The 16,369-nt window shown below is 48.5% G+C and carries 10 protein-coding genes; all 10 read left to right on the forward strand.

From position 1 onward, the window contains the following. Positions 1 to 100: 100 nt before the first annotated feature. The 10 genes from IPG31_04155 (at position 101) to guaA (ending at position 16,102) form a co-directional block, all read left to right on the forward strand. On the forward strand, positions 101 to 379 hold the full coding sequence (locus IPG31_04155; protein ID MBK6617581.1) for a hypothetical protein: 279 nt from the start codon (positions 101 to 103) through the stop codon (positions 377 to 379). A 148-nt stretch (positions 380 to 527) separates the two neighbouring features. Continuing rightward, positions 528 to 2,129 carry a hypothetical protein gene (locus tag IPG31_04160; protein MBK6617582.1) on the forward strand — a complete coding sequence of 534 codons (1,602 nt, stop codon included), beginning with the start codon at positions 528 to 530 and terminating at the stop codon, positions 2,127 to 2,129. 293 nt (positions 2,130 to 2,422) lie between these two features. Next, a complete protein-coding gene (locus IPG31_04165; protein ID MBK6617583.1) occupies positions 2,423 to 4,861 on the forward strand; it encodes a type I restriction-modification system subunit M in 2,439 nt (812 codons plus the stop codon). After that, a complete protein-coding gene (locus IPG31_04170; protein ID MBK6617584.1) occupies positions 4,852 to 6,075 on the forward strand; it encodes a restriction endonuclease subunit S in 1,224 nt (407 codons plus the stop codon). The genes IPG31_04165 and IPG31_04170 overlap by 10 nt, the downstream gene beginning before the upstream one ends. Continuing rightward, positions 6,072 to 7,538: a putative DNA binding domain-containing protein gene (locus IPG31_04175; GenBank protein MBK6617585.1), complete on the forward strand. Its 1,467-nt coding sequence runs from the start codon at positions 6,072 to 6,074 to the stop codon at positions 7,536 to 7,538. The genes IPG31_04170 and IPG31_04175 overlap by 4 nt, the downstream gene beginning before the upstream one ends. Positions 7,539 to 7,688: 150 nt before the next feature. Further along, positions 7,689 to 10,757 carry an HsdR family type I site-specific deoxyribonuclease gene (locus tag IPG31_04180; protein MBK6617586.1) on the forward strand — a complete coding sequence of 1,023 codons (3,069 nt, stop codon included), beginning with the start codon at positions 7,689 to 7,691 and terminating at the stop codon, positions 10,755 to 10,757. Continuing rightward, positions 10,702 to 11,472: a M48 family metallopeptidase gene (locus tag IPG31_04185; GenBank protein ID MBK6617587.1), complete on the forward strand. Its 771-nt coding sequence runs from the start codon at positions 10,702 to 10,704 to the stop codon at positions 11,470 to 11,472. The genes IPG31_04180 and IPG31_04185 overlap by 56 nt, the downstream gene beginning before the upstream one ends. 827 nt (positions 11,473 to 12,299) lie before the next feature. Then, a complete protein-coding gene (locus IPG31_04190; protein MBK6617588.1) occupies positions 12,300 to 12,962 on the forward strand; it encodes an HAD family hydrolase in 663 nt (220 codons plus the stop codon). A 106-nt stretch (positions 12,963 to 13,068) separates the two neighbouring features. Continuing rightward, positions 13,069 to 14,532 (forward strand): IMP dehydrogenase, encoded by a 1,464-nt coding sequence (gene guaB / locus IPG31_04195; GenBank protein MBK6617589.1) that lies wholly within the window; start codon positions 13,069 to 13,071, stop codon positions 14,530 to 14,532. 10 nt (positions 14,533 to 14,542) lie between these two features. After that, positions 14,543 to 16,102: a glutamine-hydrolyzing GMP synthase gene (guaA, locus tag IPG31_04200; protein ID MBK6617590.1), complete on the forward strand. Its 1,560-nt coding sequence runs from the start codon at positions 14,543 to 14,545 to the stop codon at positions 16,100 to 16,102. Positions 16,103 to 16,369 lie beyond the last annotated feature (267 nt).

Consider the following 16,369-nt stretch of genomic DNA (forward strand, 5'->3'; position numbering starts at 1 on the left):
CACACCACCGTGGATCCATTCCTTCACTTGTTCAGCCTGTGTTAATCATCTTCAGGCTAGGATGAATCAAGAACAATCGTGTGCCAGGAAAGGACTCATCATGAAAAAAATATTCATCGTTATCGCTGCGGTTATGCTGCTATGCGGTTTTCGCGCACCGAACGGCAACCTTATTTCCAGAGGTGATTTGTCGGATAAACTGCTGATTAATCTGGGCGAACCGAATGTGCGGACTGATCTGGGGCTGGTGCAGACCCGGGCATTCGGTGGAATTGTTTATATTAAACGGGAAGTGTGGACTTATAAGATTGATCAGTATCACTACCGTTTCGTCATCGAAAACGGGCAAATTGCGGCTGATCACTGGTCACGGTTTTAGGAATGTTGCGCCACGGAAGTCATCTTCCGGTTGTTGTCAGTAACACTTATACCGCTTATATCGACATGAACATTGGAGTGTCATATCCCTGTCATGTTGGGTTGTTAGATTGGCTTCACCCTAAAAATAACCTGGAGGTGGGTGAATCATGTTTAATCTACATCGTATGAAAGAGCAGTCCATTATCGCTTCGGCGCTTCTGTTAAGTCTCACGGCATTGAACAGCCATGCGGCAACCGCAACTTTTGATCCGGCATCGGGTATTGCAGATTTTCCTGTTGTTGAAGTCTTGAGTGGCGGATCATCCGCATTTTATAGTGCTCAATTACAACTCATCGGAAATGAGTTGCAATTGATCGCTGCGAATTCGATTGCTGCTACAACAGGGCAACGCAATGTGTTTGATTCGGATACAAGCGCAGTGCACGTTGCAGCTGTCACTGTGGGTGCGGATGAGTTTTACGCCAAATTAAAATTGGTACCGGGGTCCGATCCGCTGCGTTTTACAGTCGATCAACTGGTGAATAATGCATTCCAAGGTTGCCCGAGTTTTGCGCAACCAGGACCGACTGCGAATTCCTGTATTTTGAGTGGCACGATTACCTCGAATGCTACTTTGACAAATAATACAGAGTGGATATTACAGGGACCTGTCTATGTTGGTGGCGATAAAACGCAAAGTGCCACTTTGACCATAAATCCCGGCACCAAAATCATTGGTCTGGACAAGGCATATCTGTGGATCAGACGCGATTCAAAAATTATGGCAGAGGGAACACCGGATAACCCAATTATCATGACGGGTGCGATAGGCCAGGATGCAGGAGAATGGGCTGGCTTGGTTCTCGCCGGCAATGCACCAGTCAATGGGTGTAATGCAGGTGTGCCTGTTTGCGAAATTCCATTTGAGGCGGTTACCACTGAGATTTATGGCGGTAACAACCCTACGGATAACAGTGGGGTGCTCAAATATGTACAAATTCTTTTTGCGGGTGATGCCGTTCGTCAGGATGAGGAACTCAATGGCTTGACGTTGAATGGTGTTGGTTCAGGAACGGTTATTGATTATGTTCAAGTTCATGCGGGTTTGGATGATGGTGTCGAAGTCTTCGGCGGCACAGTGCAAATGAAGCATCTGGTATTAACGAGTATTCGAGATGATTCCCTGGATTGGACAAATGGTTGGCAAGGGCGTGCGCAGTTTGTTTTGATCAAACAGGCGGCAGATTCTGGCGATCGTGGTATTGAAGCCGACAACAACGAAGTAGATAACAGCAGCGCCCCACGTGCTCAACCGATACTGTCCAATATGACTATTATTGGTCGTACGGGTAGTGCAGTGGAAGGTGTATTGTTACGTCGTGGAACCGGTGCCAATATCTGGAATTCGGTTATTACAGGCGGTTTTGTCTCTTGTTTAAAGATTGATGGACCAGCAACCTTTACCAACGCGGGTTCTCCCGGTAGTTTAAGCGGTAGTTTGACAATAGGGCACTCTTTTGTAAATTGTACCGGCAACTTTGGTGATGGTGAAGGCGCTACGTTTACAACGTCTGATTGGTTCTTGTCGCAATCTGAAAATCAGGAAGGCGATCCTCTGCTGAGTGGTTACTTACCGGCGAGTGGATCACCGCTGACGCTCGGCGGTACAGCGGTTCCTGATGCCTTCTTTACGCCAGTTAACTATATCGGCGCATTCAGGGATGCAGATGATGACTGGACAAAAGAGTGGACATTCCCGTTCAATTAATGCCTACTCAAAAATTCCATTTTTACTATTAATCTGTCTAATTTTCAGGCACTCTGACCACCGGCTAAAACCGGTGGTCAGAGTGCCTTCTGCCATCTACCCTGCTGTCGCGCAAAAATACCCTCGCGCCCCCCCAACCCCCTCCCCAGCACTTCTTCCTCATGCGAAGCAATTCTTCAAAGAGATAACTCGATTTTGGATAGTTTGCCTTTTTTGGGCGGACACTATTTTGATAATTCCGAACATTGCAGTACATTGCAGTAATTTTTTGTACCTCAAAACAACAAGAATCTATGGCCATCAAAAAATCTGAGCTTTATTCCTCCCTGTGGTCAAGCTGCGATGAACTGCGCGGCGGCATGGATGCCAGCCAGTACAAGGATTACGTGCTGGTGATGCTGTTCATCAAATACGTCAGCGACAAATACGCCGGGCAGCCGTTCGCCCCGATCACCATTCCGCCGGGTGCGGGTTTCAAGGACATGGTGGCGCTCAAAGGCAAGCCGACCATCGGCGATGATATCAACAAGAAAATCATCGCGCCGCTTGCCAATGCCAACAAATTAGCCAGCATGCCGGACTTCAACGATCCGGAAAAACTCGGCAGTGGCAAGGATATGGTGGACAGGCTGACCCACCTCATCGCCATTTTTGAAAACAAGGCGCTGGATTTCAGCAAAAACCGCGCGGAAGGCGACGACATTCTCGGCGATGCCTACGAATACCTGATGCGCCATTTCGCCACCGAGAGCGGCAAAAGCAAGGGGCAGTTCTACACTCCGGCGGAAGTGAGCCGCATCATGGCGCGCATCATCGACATCGACCAGGCCGAAACCACGGCTTCGACCACCGTTTACGATCCGACCTGCGGTTCCGGTTCATTGCTGTTGAAAGTAAGTGATGTTGCCAAAACGCCGGTGACGCTGTACGGTCAGGAAAAAGACGCCGCCACCAGCGGCCTGGCGCGCATGAACATGATCCTGCACGACAACCCCGGCGCGGAAATCAAGCAGGGCAACACGCTCGCTAACCCGTTGTTTCTCAGCGAACAGGGCGGGCTAAAGACGTTCGATTACGTGGTCGCCAATCCGCCGTTCAGCGACAAACGCTGGGGCAACGGCGTCGATACGGAAAACGATCCGCATCAGCGTTTCGATGGTTTTGGCGTGCCGCCGGATAAAAACGGCGATTACGCCTACCTGCTGCATATCATCCGTTCGCTGAAAAGCCGTGGCAAGGGCGCGTGCATTCTGCCGCACGGCGTGCTGTTTCGCGGCAATGTCGAAGCCGTCATCCGTGAGAATATTATCCGCAAGGGATTGATCAAGGGCATCATCGGCTTGCCCGCCAACCTGTTTTACGGCACCGGCATCCCGGCGTGCATCATCGTCATCGACAAGGAAAACGCGCAAAACCGCAAGGGCATTTTCATGATCGACGCCGGCAAGGGATTCATGAAAGACGGCAACAAAAACCGCCTGCGGGAAATGGACATCCACAAGATTGTCGATGTGTTCAATAAACAAATCGAAATCCCAGGCTACAGCAAAATCGTACCCTTCAGCGAGATCGAAAAGAACGAATTCAACCTCAACATCCCGCGCTATATCGACAGTTCCGAAGCCGAAGACCTGCAGGACATCGAAGCGCATCTGCTGGGCGACATACCCAAGGCCGATATCGACGCGCTGCACGACTACTGGGCGGTGTGCCCTACCCTAAAATCGGTATTATTCGCCGAGGCGAAGCGCAGCGCAAACTATCTGAGCTTGAAAGTCAGCAAGGACGACATCAAGCCAACCATTTTCGCGCACCCCGAATTTGTCAGTTACATGACCGAAATGAACCAGGTGTTCAGTCAATGGGAAAACAACACCACCGCCGCGTTAAAAGCACTGCAACCCGGTTTTCATCCGAAGGACACCATTCACGCCATCAGCGAAGCGTTGCTCGCCACCTACGAAAGCCGCGCCTTGATCGACCGGTACGATGTCTACCAGCATCTGATGAACTTCTGGTTCGACGTGATGCAGGACGATTGCTACCTGATCGCCGCCCCGGTTGAAACGGGCGGGGGCTGGCAAGCCATCACATACCGTATCGTCGAAGAAAAGAAAAACAGGGACGGCCAAGTCACTAAAACCGTCGATAAAGGCTGGACGTGCGATCTGGTTCCGAAAACGCTTGTGATTCACCGCTACTTTGCCGGACAGCAGCAGGCTATCGATACGCTCAACACCGAACTGGAAACGCTGCAAAGTCAGTTGGTGGGAATGGAAGAAGAGCACAGTGGCGAGGAAGGTGCATTTGCGATTCTCGATAAGATCAACAAAGCCAACATCAACGCACGCCTGAAAGAAATCAAGAACGATCCGCAATCGGTTGAAGAAGCAAAGCTCCTCAAGCAATACCTGGCGCTATTGGAACAGGAAGCGGCGACCAAAAAAGCCATTCAGTCCGCTGAAACGGAACTGGATGCCGAACTGCTCGCGTTCTACCCCACACTGACCGCAGACCAGATCAGGCAACTGGTTGTCGACGACAAATGGATCGCCGCAATCGACCGGGACATTCATTCCGAAATGGATCGCATCAGCCAGCGCCTGACGCAACGCATCAAGGAACTCGCCGAACGCTATGAAACGCCGTTGCCACAGCAAAACCAGCAAGTAGCGGAACTGGAACAGGCCGTCAATGCGCACTTGCACAAGATGGGGTTCGTGTGGAATTGAAACCGGGTTACAAGCAGACTGAGGTGGGGGTGATTCCTGAGGATTGGGACATTATCAAGCTTGGTGACTTCACTCTGAAAGTAGGAAGTGGTATTACTCCAAAGGGTGGTGTAACTGTGTATAAACAATTTGGTCGCCCTTTCATGAGAAGTCAGAATGTTGGATGGGGCGTTCTTAAGTTAGATGATATCGTGTTTATTGATGATCAAATTCACAACACATTTTCTGATACCGAGTTAAAGAAGAATGATGTTTTATTGAACATTACCGGTGCATCAATTGGTCGATGTGCGCTTGCAACGAATGAAGTAGTAGGTGGGAATGTTAATCAACATGTATGCATAATTCGTACAAATGATCATTTATTAAGCCCTACATATTTATCGCGTGTCTTACTATCTGATATTGGCCAGCGGCAAATTGATAGTTTTCAAGCGGGTGGAAACCGAGAGGGTTTAAATTTTGGTCAGATCAAATCATTTAATATTTCACTTCCACCAACCAAAGCCGAACAAACCGCCATCGCCAACGCCCTCAGCGATGCCGATGCTCTGATTCAATCCCTTACCCGCCTCATCGCCAAAAAACGCCAGATCAAACAAGGCGCCATGCAAACCCTGCTCAATCCCTATGAAAATGGGCGGCTGAAAGAGGGATGGATGTTGAAAAAGTTGGGGGATATATGCGAAAACATAACTACTGGTAAATTAGATGCTAACGCTATGATTGAAAATGGTGAGTATTCTTTTTTTACATGCGCAAAACAAGTTTATCGAATTAATCACTTTGCCTTTGATTATGAAGCATTATTGGTTTCTGGTAATGGCGCTAATGTTGGATATATTCATTATTTTAAGGGTAAGTTTAATGCTTATCAACGAACATATGTACTTAGCAGATTTAAGTGTGATGTGCATTACTTGAAAGTGTTTATGGAACGTAATCTCCAAAATAGAATTAAGGTAGAAGTCAATGCGGGTAATACACCATATATCGTCATGGGGACTTTAACCGGTATGGATGTCTTGTTGCCAGAAAATAAAACAGAACAAACCCGTATCGCCACCATCCTCTCCGGCATGGACACCGAAATCGCCATGCTCGAAATCAAACTCGCCAAATACCGGCAGATCAAGCAAGGCATGATGCAAAACCTGCTCACCGGCAGCATCCGGCTGGTGAAGCCGGAAAGCAACACCGGGGCCGCCGTATGACAACCGATCGTTCACTGGAATATCTGAAAGCATTATTGCGCGAATTGTGTGCTTTGCCGACCGAAACCGAATGGGTTGAGTTCAAGGAGAATAACGAAGATCCGCAACAAATCGGTGAATATATTTCGGCTATCAGTAATTCAGCGGCACTGTGCGGCAAAACGAATGGCTATGTGGTTTGGGGTGTCAATAACGAAACGCATAAAATCGTTGGCACCACATTTTCACCGCATAAAACTCGCAAGGGTAATGAAGAGCTGGAAAGCTGGCTGTTGCGACTGTTGACTCCACGCATTCATTTTTATTTCTATAACATCGAAATTGATGATAAACCGGTTGTGATATTGGAGATTACCCGTGCAGCACGCAATCCTGTACAGTTCCAAGGTATTGAATATATTCGTGTAGGTTCAACAAAAAAGAAATTAAAGGCATATCCGGAAAAAGAGCGAGCGCTTTGGCGTGTATTTGACGAAATTCCTTTTGAGAGGATGATTGCGCTTGATCGTGTTGCTGACGATGACGTATTGAAACTACTGGATTATCCGGCTTACTTTGAGTTACTGAATCTTTCGTTACCTGATAATCGTCAAGGTATTCTTGAGCGATTGGAGGCAGATGAAATGATCATGCCCTGTGAAGCAGGCGGGTGGAATATTACCAATCTGGGTGCCATTTTGTTTGCAAAAAGACTGGATGACTTCACTCAATTAAAACGCAAGGCTATGCGGGTTATTGTGTATAAGGATAATAGTCGTGTTGAAACAGTTCGTGAGCAAACGGGTACCAAAGGCTATGCCGGTGGATTTGAAGGTTTGATTGGCTACATTAATAACTTGCTGCCTCGAAATGAAGTGGTCGGCGAGGCCTTGCGTAAAAATGTACCTATGTATCCTGAACTGGCAGTGCGTGAGTTGGTAGCCAATGCACTTATTCATCAGGATTTCTTTCTCAAGGGTACCGGGCCAATGGTGGAAATCTTTTCAGATAGAATGGAGATTACCAATCCGGGTATACCGCTAGTGGCTACGGATCGATTTCTTGATAGTCCGCCTAAATCCAGGAATGAAGCTGTTGCCTCCTTTATGCGACGGGTAGGTGTTTGCGAAGAACGTGGAAGTGGTGTTGATAAAGTCGTTTCTCAAACGGAGTACTATCAGTTACCCGCACCCGTATTCGAGGTGACTGCGGAACATACACGCGCAATATTGTTCGCTCATAAGCCCCTCAATAATATGGATAAGAACGACAAGATCAGAGCCTGCTATCTGCATGCCTGTTTGAAGTATGTGAACAGGGAATATATGACCAACTCCAGTCTGCGCGATCGATTTGGTATTGATCCAAAAAACAGCGCAATAGCATCCAGAATCATCAAAGATACGCTGGCGGCAGAATTTGTAAAACCTGTGGAAGATGATATGTCCCGGAAGCACAGGAAATATGTGCCTATGTGGGCATAAAACAACCAATTTCTTATTTGATGGTTATTTGACAGAAGTGGATCAGGAAATGGCGGATTTGTAGATTGTATGTTTAAGTTGTTAAATTATAATAATAAATAATTAATCGGTATTGATAATCTTATTTGATGGCATAAGGGGAAAGGATCGGTGAATACTGTCAGCAAACCCGAGCGCGCTACCCAGAACCGTGTCGTGAAATTGTTCCGCGAGCAGTTGGGCTATCGCTATCTCGGCAATCTGGAAGACAAGCCGGACAACAGCAACATCGAAGTGCCGCAACTGATGCGCTACCTGACCGCCAACGGTTACGATCACAGCCAGATCAGCAAGGCGCTGGATAAATTGCAAAGTGCGGCCAACAATCACGCCCAGAATCTGTATCACAACAACAAGGCTGTTTATCAACTGTTGCGCTATGGCGTGCCGGTCAAAACGGAAGCCGGATTGCCTACCGATACGGTGCATTTGATCGATTGGCGGCATCCTGAGAAAAATGATTTTTACATTGCCGAAGAAGTGACGGTATTCGGTGAAAAAGAAAAACGCCCGGATGTCGTGCTGTACGTCAACGGTATCGCCATCGGCGTGCTGGAACTGAAAAACAGCCGCGTTTCCATCGGCGATGGCATCCGCCAGAACCTGGTGAACCAACAACCGGAATTCATCGGCGCATTTTTCAGCACCATCCAGTTCGTGTTTGCCGGTAATGATTCCGAAGGGCTGCAATACGGCACCATTGGCACGCCGGAGAAGTTTTTCCTGAAGTGGAAAGAAGACGAGGCGGATAACAGCGGCTACAAGCTGGATAAATACCTCGCCAAAATCTGCACCAAGCAACGCCTGATCGAATTACTGTACGACTTTGTGCTGTTCGATGGTGGCAAGAAGAAATTGCCGCGCGCGCACCAGTATTTCGGCGTCAAAGCCGCGCAGGCGCATGTGCGCCGCAAGGACGGCGGCATCATCTGGCACACCCAGGGCAGCGGCAAAAGCATCGTCATGGTGCTGCTGGCCAAATGGATACTGGAAAACAATCCGCATGCCCGCATCGCCATCGTCACCGACCGCGATGAACTGGACAAGCAGATCGAAAGCGTTTTCAGGGATGCCGGGGAAGCGATTTACCGCACGCACAGCGGGCGCGATCTGATGGCGCAACTGGGGCAGGCCAGGCCGCGTTTGTTGTGTTCCCTGGTGCACAAGTTCGGCAAACGCGATGTCGATGACTTTGACGCTTTTATCGAGCAACTGCAAAGCCAGCCGAGCTATGCGGTCGGCGAATTGTTTATTTTTGTCGATGAATGCCACCGCACGCAAAGCGGCAAGCTGCACAAAACCATGCAGGCATTGCTGCCCGGCGCGGTGTTCATCGGCTTTACCGGCACGCCGCTGCTCAAAAAAGACAAAGGCACCAGCCTGGAAGTGTTCGGCAAATATATCCACACCTACAAATTCAACGAGGCGGTGGAAGACGGCGTGGTGCTTGATTTGGTGTACGAAGCGCGCGACATTGATCAACGCTTGAGTTCGCAGCAAAAAATCGACGACTGGTTTGCCGCCAAAACCAGGGGATTGAACGATTTCCAGAAAGCCGAGCTGAAAAAGAAATGGGGTACGATGCAACACGTGCTCAGTTCCAGATCGCGCATGGATAAGGTGGTGACCGATATTGTCGGGGATTTCAGCGTGAAGCCGCGCTTAAGCACGCAAATGGGCAACGCCATCCTGGTGGCATCGAGCATTTTCGAGGCCTGCCGCTATTACGAGCTGTTCCAGGCAACCGAATTGAAAGGTAAATGCGCGGTGGTCACTTCGTACAATCCGCAATCCCGGGACATCACCAGCGAAGAAACCGGCGCGAACACCGAGACGGACAAGCAAGTTATCTATCACACTTACGAAACCTTGCTGAACGATGTCAACGCCGAACCGGGCAAATCCCAAACCGAAACTTACGAGGATAAGGCAAAAAAACTGTTTGTCGACGAACCGGCGAATATGAAGCTATTGATCGTGGTCGACAAACTGCTGACCGGTTTCGATGCGCCCAGTTGTTCTTATCTGTACATCGATAAATCGATGCAGGATCACGGCCTGTTCCAGGCCATCTGCCGCGTAAACCGGCTCGATAGCGAAGACAAGAAATTCGGCTTTATCGTCGATTACAAGGATTTGTTCAAAAAGCTGGTGAACGAGAAAGGTACCGGCGCGATTCAGGTGTATACCGAAGAACTGGATTACGACCAGTTTGAAGCGAAGGATTGCGATATTCTGATCCAGGACCGGCTGAGCAAAGGCCGCGAGTGGCTGGACAACGCGCTGGAAGAACTGGAGTTGCTGTGCGAGAAAGTGGAGCCGCCCCAAGACGATTTGCAACACATTCATTATTTCTGCGGCAATACCGAAATCCCGGAAGACCTGAAAGCGCGCGAAGTGCAACGGACGGCGCTATATAAAGCCACCGCCAACCTGCTCCGCGCCTACGCCAACATCGGCGACGACATGGAAGCCGCTGGTTACACCGCCGATGCGACTGAGCATATCCAAGCCCGCGTGGATCACTTTCTTAAACTGCGTGACGTCATCAAAAACGCTTCCAATGAGAAAATTGATCTGAAAGCGTATGAAGCGGACATGCGTTATTTGATCGACCGTTATATTCAGGCGGAAGAATCGGTGGTGATCTCTCCTTTCGCCGATATGCCGATCCTGGAAGTCATTGTGAAAAGCGGCATCGCCGAGGCCATCGGCGCGATGCCGGATGGTATTAGATCCAATCAGGAAGCGGTGGCGGAAACCATCGAAAACAATGTGCGCAGTCATATCATCAAAAACCACCTGCTCAATCCGGCGTATTTTGAAGAAATGTCGACACTGCTGGATGAGATCATCAAGCAACGCAAGCAAAACGCCCTCGATTATCAGGAATATCTGCAAAAGATCGCCGATCTGGCCAAACAGGTGATGGCAGGACAAGCGGACGATGCGCCAAAGTCACTGGATACCAGGGCCAAGCGTGTGCTGTACGGCAATTTGGGTGAAGATGAAGCGCTGGCGCTGCAAATCAATGATGCGGTGAGGGACAGCAAGCAGGACGGCTGGCGTGACAATCAGGCAAAAGAAAATCAAATTAAACGGGCGATTTTTGAAATCGTCAACGATGTTGAAGAGGTCGAGCGCATTTTTGTCATCGTCAAACAGCAAAGTGATTACTGAAATCCTGACTATGAAACTGAATGATCTTGATGTGGAAGTAATTCAAAAAAATATCAAGCATGTTCATTTAAGCGTCTATCCGCCGGATGGCCGGGTCAAAGTTTCCGCGCCGGTCAGCATGTCACCGGATACCCTGCGGGTGTTTGTCATGTCCAAACTGGCGTGGATCAGGAAGCAGCAGTTGAAGCTGCGCGTACAGGAACGCGAAGCGCCACACGAATATATCGACCGCGAAAGTCACCATGTCTGGGGTAAGCGTTATCTGTTGAAAATTGAAGCAACAGAAACGCCGCCCAGAGTAGAACTCAGGCACAATAAACTGGTGCTGTCGGTCCGGACGGGAACAAGCCGGGAAAAAAAACAGGCGATTCTGGAAGCCTGGTATCGCGAGAATCTCAAGCACGCCATCCCCGTATTGATTGAAACATGGCAGCCGCGCATGAATGTGCACGTGACCAGATTCCATGTGCAAAGAATGAAAACCAGGTGGGGCAGTTGCAGCGTGCATTCCGGCAGTATCCGGCTGAATACCGAACTGGCCAAAAAACCGCCGATTTGCCTGGAATATGTTGTGGTGCACGAAATGACCCACCTGCTGGAACCGACACATAACAGCCGATTTATCGGATTGATGGATCGATTCCTGCCGAAATGGCGGTTTTATCGGGATGAACTCAATCGATTGCCGGTCGGGGCTGAGGAATGGGTATCTTGATTCCTTGTTATTTTCTGAATATAGGGTGCGCTTAATAATCAACTGCAATCCCTGCAAGCGTTTACAAACCTAAACTATTTGGCATTTTTTTGATTAAAGTCAAAAATTTCAATTGAGGTTCAAATCATAATGCGAACTCGGTTGTAAAACATGATGGAGGTCATTATGAAGATGCTAGAAAGGGAAGATGCTGAAACGTTTAAAAAGTTAGGTTTCAATTTCGCAGTCATAGTCGGTGTGGCATTCGCGTTAATCGCTTTATCAATGTATTTTTCGTAATAAACTGCTGTCAATTAGCCATTCAGCTAATAACCAGGGTTGAACCTGGCGGTTAAGGATCATCGGGCAAATGTGATTTTTGGGGCATATTGTCTGGTGGTCCTTACGCTCTGCAGGATAAAATTCAAAATTCACAGTGGTGCGCGTATTTTTAGATGACAGAGTGCGTGTCTGTGCCCGCTACCGTCTCATGCCGCACTATCAAGTCGTTCTTAAAGACGCCCTGCTCCCTTAGGGAACCTCTGAATAACTGCCATTTCGAGCATAGCGAGAAATCTATATTGTTGATTGCCAAAGATTCCTCACTACGTTCGGAATGACAAAGGTGAGTTAATCAGAGCCTCCTTAGTCCATATCACCAAATTCGCCAGCCACATTGCCCTTTCCCAATTATTGGATATTGTTTGCAGTGGGAGTGAGCTCATTCACCGGGTGCATTCCTTTGTGATAAGGTTACACCCGCAAGAGTTCTGACAACTTTCACTACGTATTCAAGCGTTGGCACAAAACCCGCTCGTTTTGTCCATTATCAATGGAAATTCAATATCATGAAACTGGCTTTATTTGATCTGGATAACACGCTTCTTGCAGGAGATAGCGATTTTCAATGGGCACAATTCCTCATCGAGCAGAAGGTGCTTGATCAGGAAGTATATGCAGCAAAAAATATCGAGTTTTATGAGCAATATAAAAATGGTACGCTCGATATCCATGAATTTCTGGATTTTCAGCTTAAACCACTGGCTCGTCATTCACGTGAGCAATTGAATGAGTGGCGCAGGCAGTTTGTTGTTGAAAAAATTCAGCCATTAATTACACCTGGCGCGCGTGAACTGGTCAGTCGTCATCAGACAGAACAAAATTTATGCATCATCATTACCGCGACCAACAGTTTTGTTACAGCACCCATTGCGCAGGCGCTAGGTATTGATCACTTGATTGCGACAGATCCCGAGCAGATCGACGGGCAGTTTACCGGCCGGGTGGCTGGCGTGCCTTGTTTTCAGAAAGGCAAAATTACGCGGCTGGAGCAGTGGCTGGATGAACAAAATCTTACCTGGCTATCATTTCTGCAAAGCTGGTTTTACAGTGATTCACTTAATGATTTGCCGTTGCTTAGCAAGGTCACGCATCCCGTTGCGGTTGATCCTGATGATACTTTGCGGGCACATGCCCAGAAAAATAATTGGCCGATTATCAGTTTGCGTTAATCGGTACGATTCCTGAAAATTTCTTTGCGCGGGTAATTTCAATACTCGTGGTGCGAAAGCGCACTTCCAGTTCCGTTATAATGCCGTTTTGTGAAGGATCGTTAATATGCGACTGCTCCAGAAAGCACTGACATTCGACGATGTCTTGCTGGTTCCTGCCCATTCTGAAATCTTGCCGCGAGACGTCAGGCTCGTCACGAAACTGACGCGCGGCCTGACCGTTAATATTCCAGTCATTTCTGCCGCGATGGATACCGTGACGGAAGCACCGCTCGCCATCGCCATCGCTCAGGTAGGAGGGATCGGCATTATCCACAAAAATATGCCGATTGAAGTGCAGGCGGCACAGATTGCACAGGTTAAGCGCTTTGAAAGTGGCGTGGTAAAAGACCCGATTGTCATTTCACCTGATATGACAGTGCGCAAGGTGTTGGAACTGACACGGCAGCATAATATTTCCGGGTTGCCAGTGGTTCAAGGTAAAAAGGTGGTTGGTATTGTCACTAATCGGGATTTTCGTTTCGAAACCAATCTCGATCAACCCATTCGCAATATCATGACGCCCAGAAAAAAACTGGTTACCGTGCGTGAGGGCGTATCTCAGGCGGAAGCACTGGCACTGTTGCACAAACACCGGCTGGAAAAACTGCTGGTGGTGGATGAGAATTTCGAATTGCGTGGACTGATTACCGTTAAGGACATTACTAAAACCACCGAGCATCCTAATGCCAACACTGATAGTCTGGAGCGTTTATGTGTTGGTGCGGCAATTGGCGTTGGCGAGGGAAGTGATGAACGTGCGGAAGCGCTGATCGAAGCCGGAGTGGATGTGATTGTCGTCGATACTGCGCATGGACATTCTCAAGGAGTGCTGGATCGCGTTCAATGGGTGAAAAAGCACTTTCCACAAATTCAGGTGATCGCGGGCAACATTGCTACGGCAGATGCGGCGCGGGCGCTGGTAGATCATGGTGCAGATGCAGTCAAGGTTGGGATTGGTCCTGGGTCGATCTGTACCACCAGAATTGTTGCCGGAGTCGGGGTTCCACAAATTTCTGCCATTGACAATGTTGCCAAGGCATTGCTGGGAACGGGCGTGCCAATTATTGCCGATGGAGGAATTCGTTATTCTGGAGATATTTCCAAGGCAATTGCGGCAGGCGCCAATGCGGTGATGCTGGGCGGATTACTGGCAGGAACCGAGGAATCCCCCGGTGAGATTGAGCTACTGAAGGGCAGAGCATATAAAAGTTACCGTGGCATGGGATCGCTATCGGCGATGCAGCAGGGATCCAGTGATCGCTACTTTCAGGAAGCCGAGCGTAACAAAAATGAGAAACTGGTACCGGAGGGTGTGGAAGGACGGGTTCCCTATAAAGGTACGCTGGCCAGCGTTATTCACCAATTGATGGGCGGTGTGCGTTCAAGTATGGGCTATCTCGGTTGCAGCACTATTGAGGATATGCACAACAAGGCTGAGTTTATTGAAATTACTTCCGCCGGTATACGCGAATCGCACGTCCATGATGTGCAGATTACCAAGGAAGCACCCAATTATCACGTTGAATAGGTAGTTAACCATGCATTCAAAGGTACTCATTCTGGATTTTGGTTCCCAATATACGCAGCTCATCGCTCGCCGTATTCGCGCAACCAATGTTTATTGCGAAATTCACCCATTTGATGTTGATCCGAAAATAATTCAGGATATGGCGCCAGTTGGCATCATCCTCTCCGGTGGACCTGCTTCAGCGTTTGCGGAAGATGCACCTCGCGCACCACAAATTGTGTTTGAGTTAGGCCTGCCAGTATTAGGTATCTGCTATGGTATGCAGGTGATGGCTGATCAATTGGGTGGCAGCGTGGCAAATGCGCTTGCACGTGAATTTGGTTATGCCGAGTTAACGACCGAATCCTGCAGGCTGTTTGAAAATATACAGGATCGTATCAGCACGGAAGGTCAAAAAATACTTGATGTCTGGATGAGCCATGGTGATCGAGTTGATTCGTTACCATCAGGATTTAAAATAATCGCTCATAATGCAGCCACTCCAGTTGCTGCAATGGCAGACGAGTCGCGCCAGTTTTATGGTCTGCAGTTTCATCCCGAAGTCACGCATACCTTGCAAGGTCGCAGTATTCTGGATCGATTCGTGCATGACATCTGCCAGGCAGGTTGCGACTGGAATATGCCGGATTATATCGATGAAGCAATTGGACGTATTCGTGCCCGTGTTGGAAATGAGCGAGTTATCCTCGGGCTGTCGGGTGGAGTGGACTCCTCGGTTGCGGCAGCACTGATTCATCGTGCTATTGGTGACCAGCTCACTTGTGTATTTGTCGATAACGGCCTACTGAGACAACATGAAGCCAAGCAGGTAATGGAAACATTTAGCCGCAATCTTGCGGTTAATGTGATTCATGTCGATGCGCGCCGTCAATTTCTGGAACGCTTGCAAGGTACTGCCGATCCAGAACAGAAGCGGCGCATCATTGGACGGGAATTTGTGGAAATTTTTCAACAGGAAGCCGCCAGGATTGATGATGCCAAATGGCTGGCACAGGGCACCATTTATCCTGACGTTATTGAATCGGCCGGAAGCAAAGTACAAAAAGCCCACACCATCAAATCACACCATAACGTCGGTGGCCTGCCCGATACCCTGCACCTGAAACTGTTGGAACCGTTACGCGAACTGTTCAAGGATGAAGTTCGGGAACTGGGTCTTGCGCTGGAGCTGCCACACGAACTGGTATTTCGTCATCCCTTTCCCGGCCCGGGGCTGGGTGTGCGGATACTGGGGGAGGTTAAATACGAATACACAGAATTACTCCGCCAGGCAGATGCCATTTTTATCGAGGAACTCAAGCATTCCGGCTGGTATGAAAAAACCGCACAGGCTTTTGCTGTTTTCCTGCCAATTAAATCTGTCGGCGTTATGGGGGATGGCCGCAGCTATGAATACGTAATTGCCCTGCGCGCCGTGCAGACCGAGGATTACATGACTGCGCATTGGGCAGAATTACCCTACACGCTGCTTGCTAAAATCTCCAACCGTATCATCAATGAAGTACGAGGCATCAATCGTGTGGTCTATGATATTTCCGGGAAGCCGCCTGCAACTATTGAGTGGGAATGATTTTAGGTCTGCATCGAGTAGCATGAAATTATCGAATACTCGTGAAGCCTTTATTCAGAATTCATTCCATAAAATACTTATATGTGAAAATTATCGATAATTTTTTCATATAAATAATATTGCGTAGCTACCTGTAATCCATGGTCAACAAGGGATATAGTCCACTTATCGCTATTTAAGTAGCGTTGGCCGGTGAAACTCGTAAAGTATGGTGTGAGTATTTACGCTAAGAGTTGTATTTCAAAGTTAAATCTACTCTGTTGCTCC

Origin of the sequence: Nitrosomonas sp., from assembly GCA_016703745.1 — a bacterium.
Taxonomy (GTDB): domain Bacteria; phylum Pseudomonadota; class Gammaproteobacteria; order Burkholderiales; family Nitrosomonadaceae; genus Nitrosomonas.

Bases quoted from the DNA above. Each gene is read 5' to 3' on its own strand.
- IPG31_04155 (MBK6617581.1), top strand. From the start codon at position 101: ATGAAAAAAATATTCATCGTTATCGCTGCGGTTATGCTGCTATGCGGT.
- IPG31_04160 (MBK6617582.1), top strand. From the start codon at position 528: ATGTTTAATCTACATCGTATGAAAGAGCAGTCCATTATCGCTTCGGCG.
- IPG31_04165 (MBK6617583.1), top strand. From the start codon at position 2,423: ATGGCCATCAAAAAATCTGAGCTTTATTCCTCCCTGTGGTCAAGCTGC.
- IPG31_04175 (MBK6617585.1), top strand. From the start codon at position 6,072: ATGACAACCGATCGTTCACTGGAATATCTGAAAGCATTATTGCGCGAA.
- IPG31_04185 (MBK6617587.1), top strand. From the start codon at position 10,702: ATGTTGAAGAGGTCGAGCGCATTTTTGTCATCGTCAAACAGCAAAGTG.
- IPG31_04190 (MBK6617588.1), top strand. From the start codon at position 12,300: ATGAAACTGGCTTTATTTGATCTGGATAACACGCTTCTTGCAGGAGAT.
- guaB (MBK6617589.1), top strand. From the start codon at position 13,069: ATGCGACTGCTCCAGAAAGCACTGACATTCGACGATGTCTTGCTGGTT.
- guaA (MBK6617590.1), top strand. From the start codon at position 14,543: ATGCATTCAAAGGTACTCATTCTGGATTTTGGTTCCCAATATACGCAG.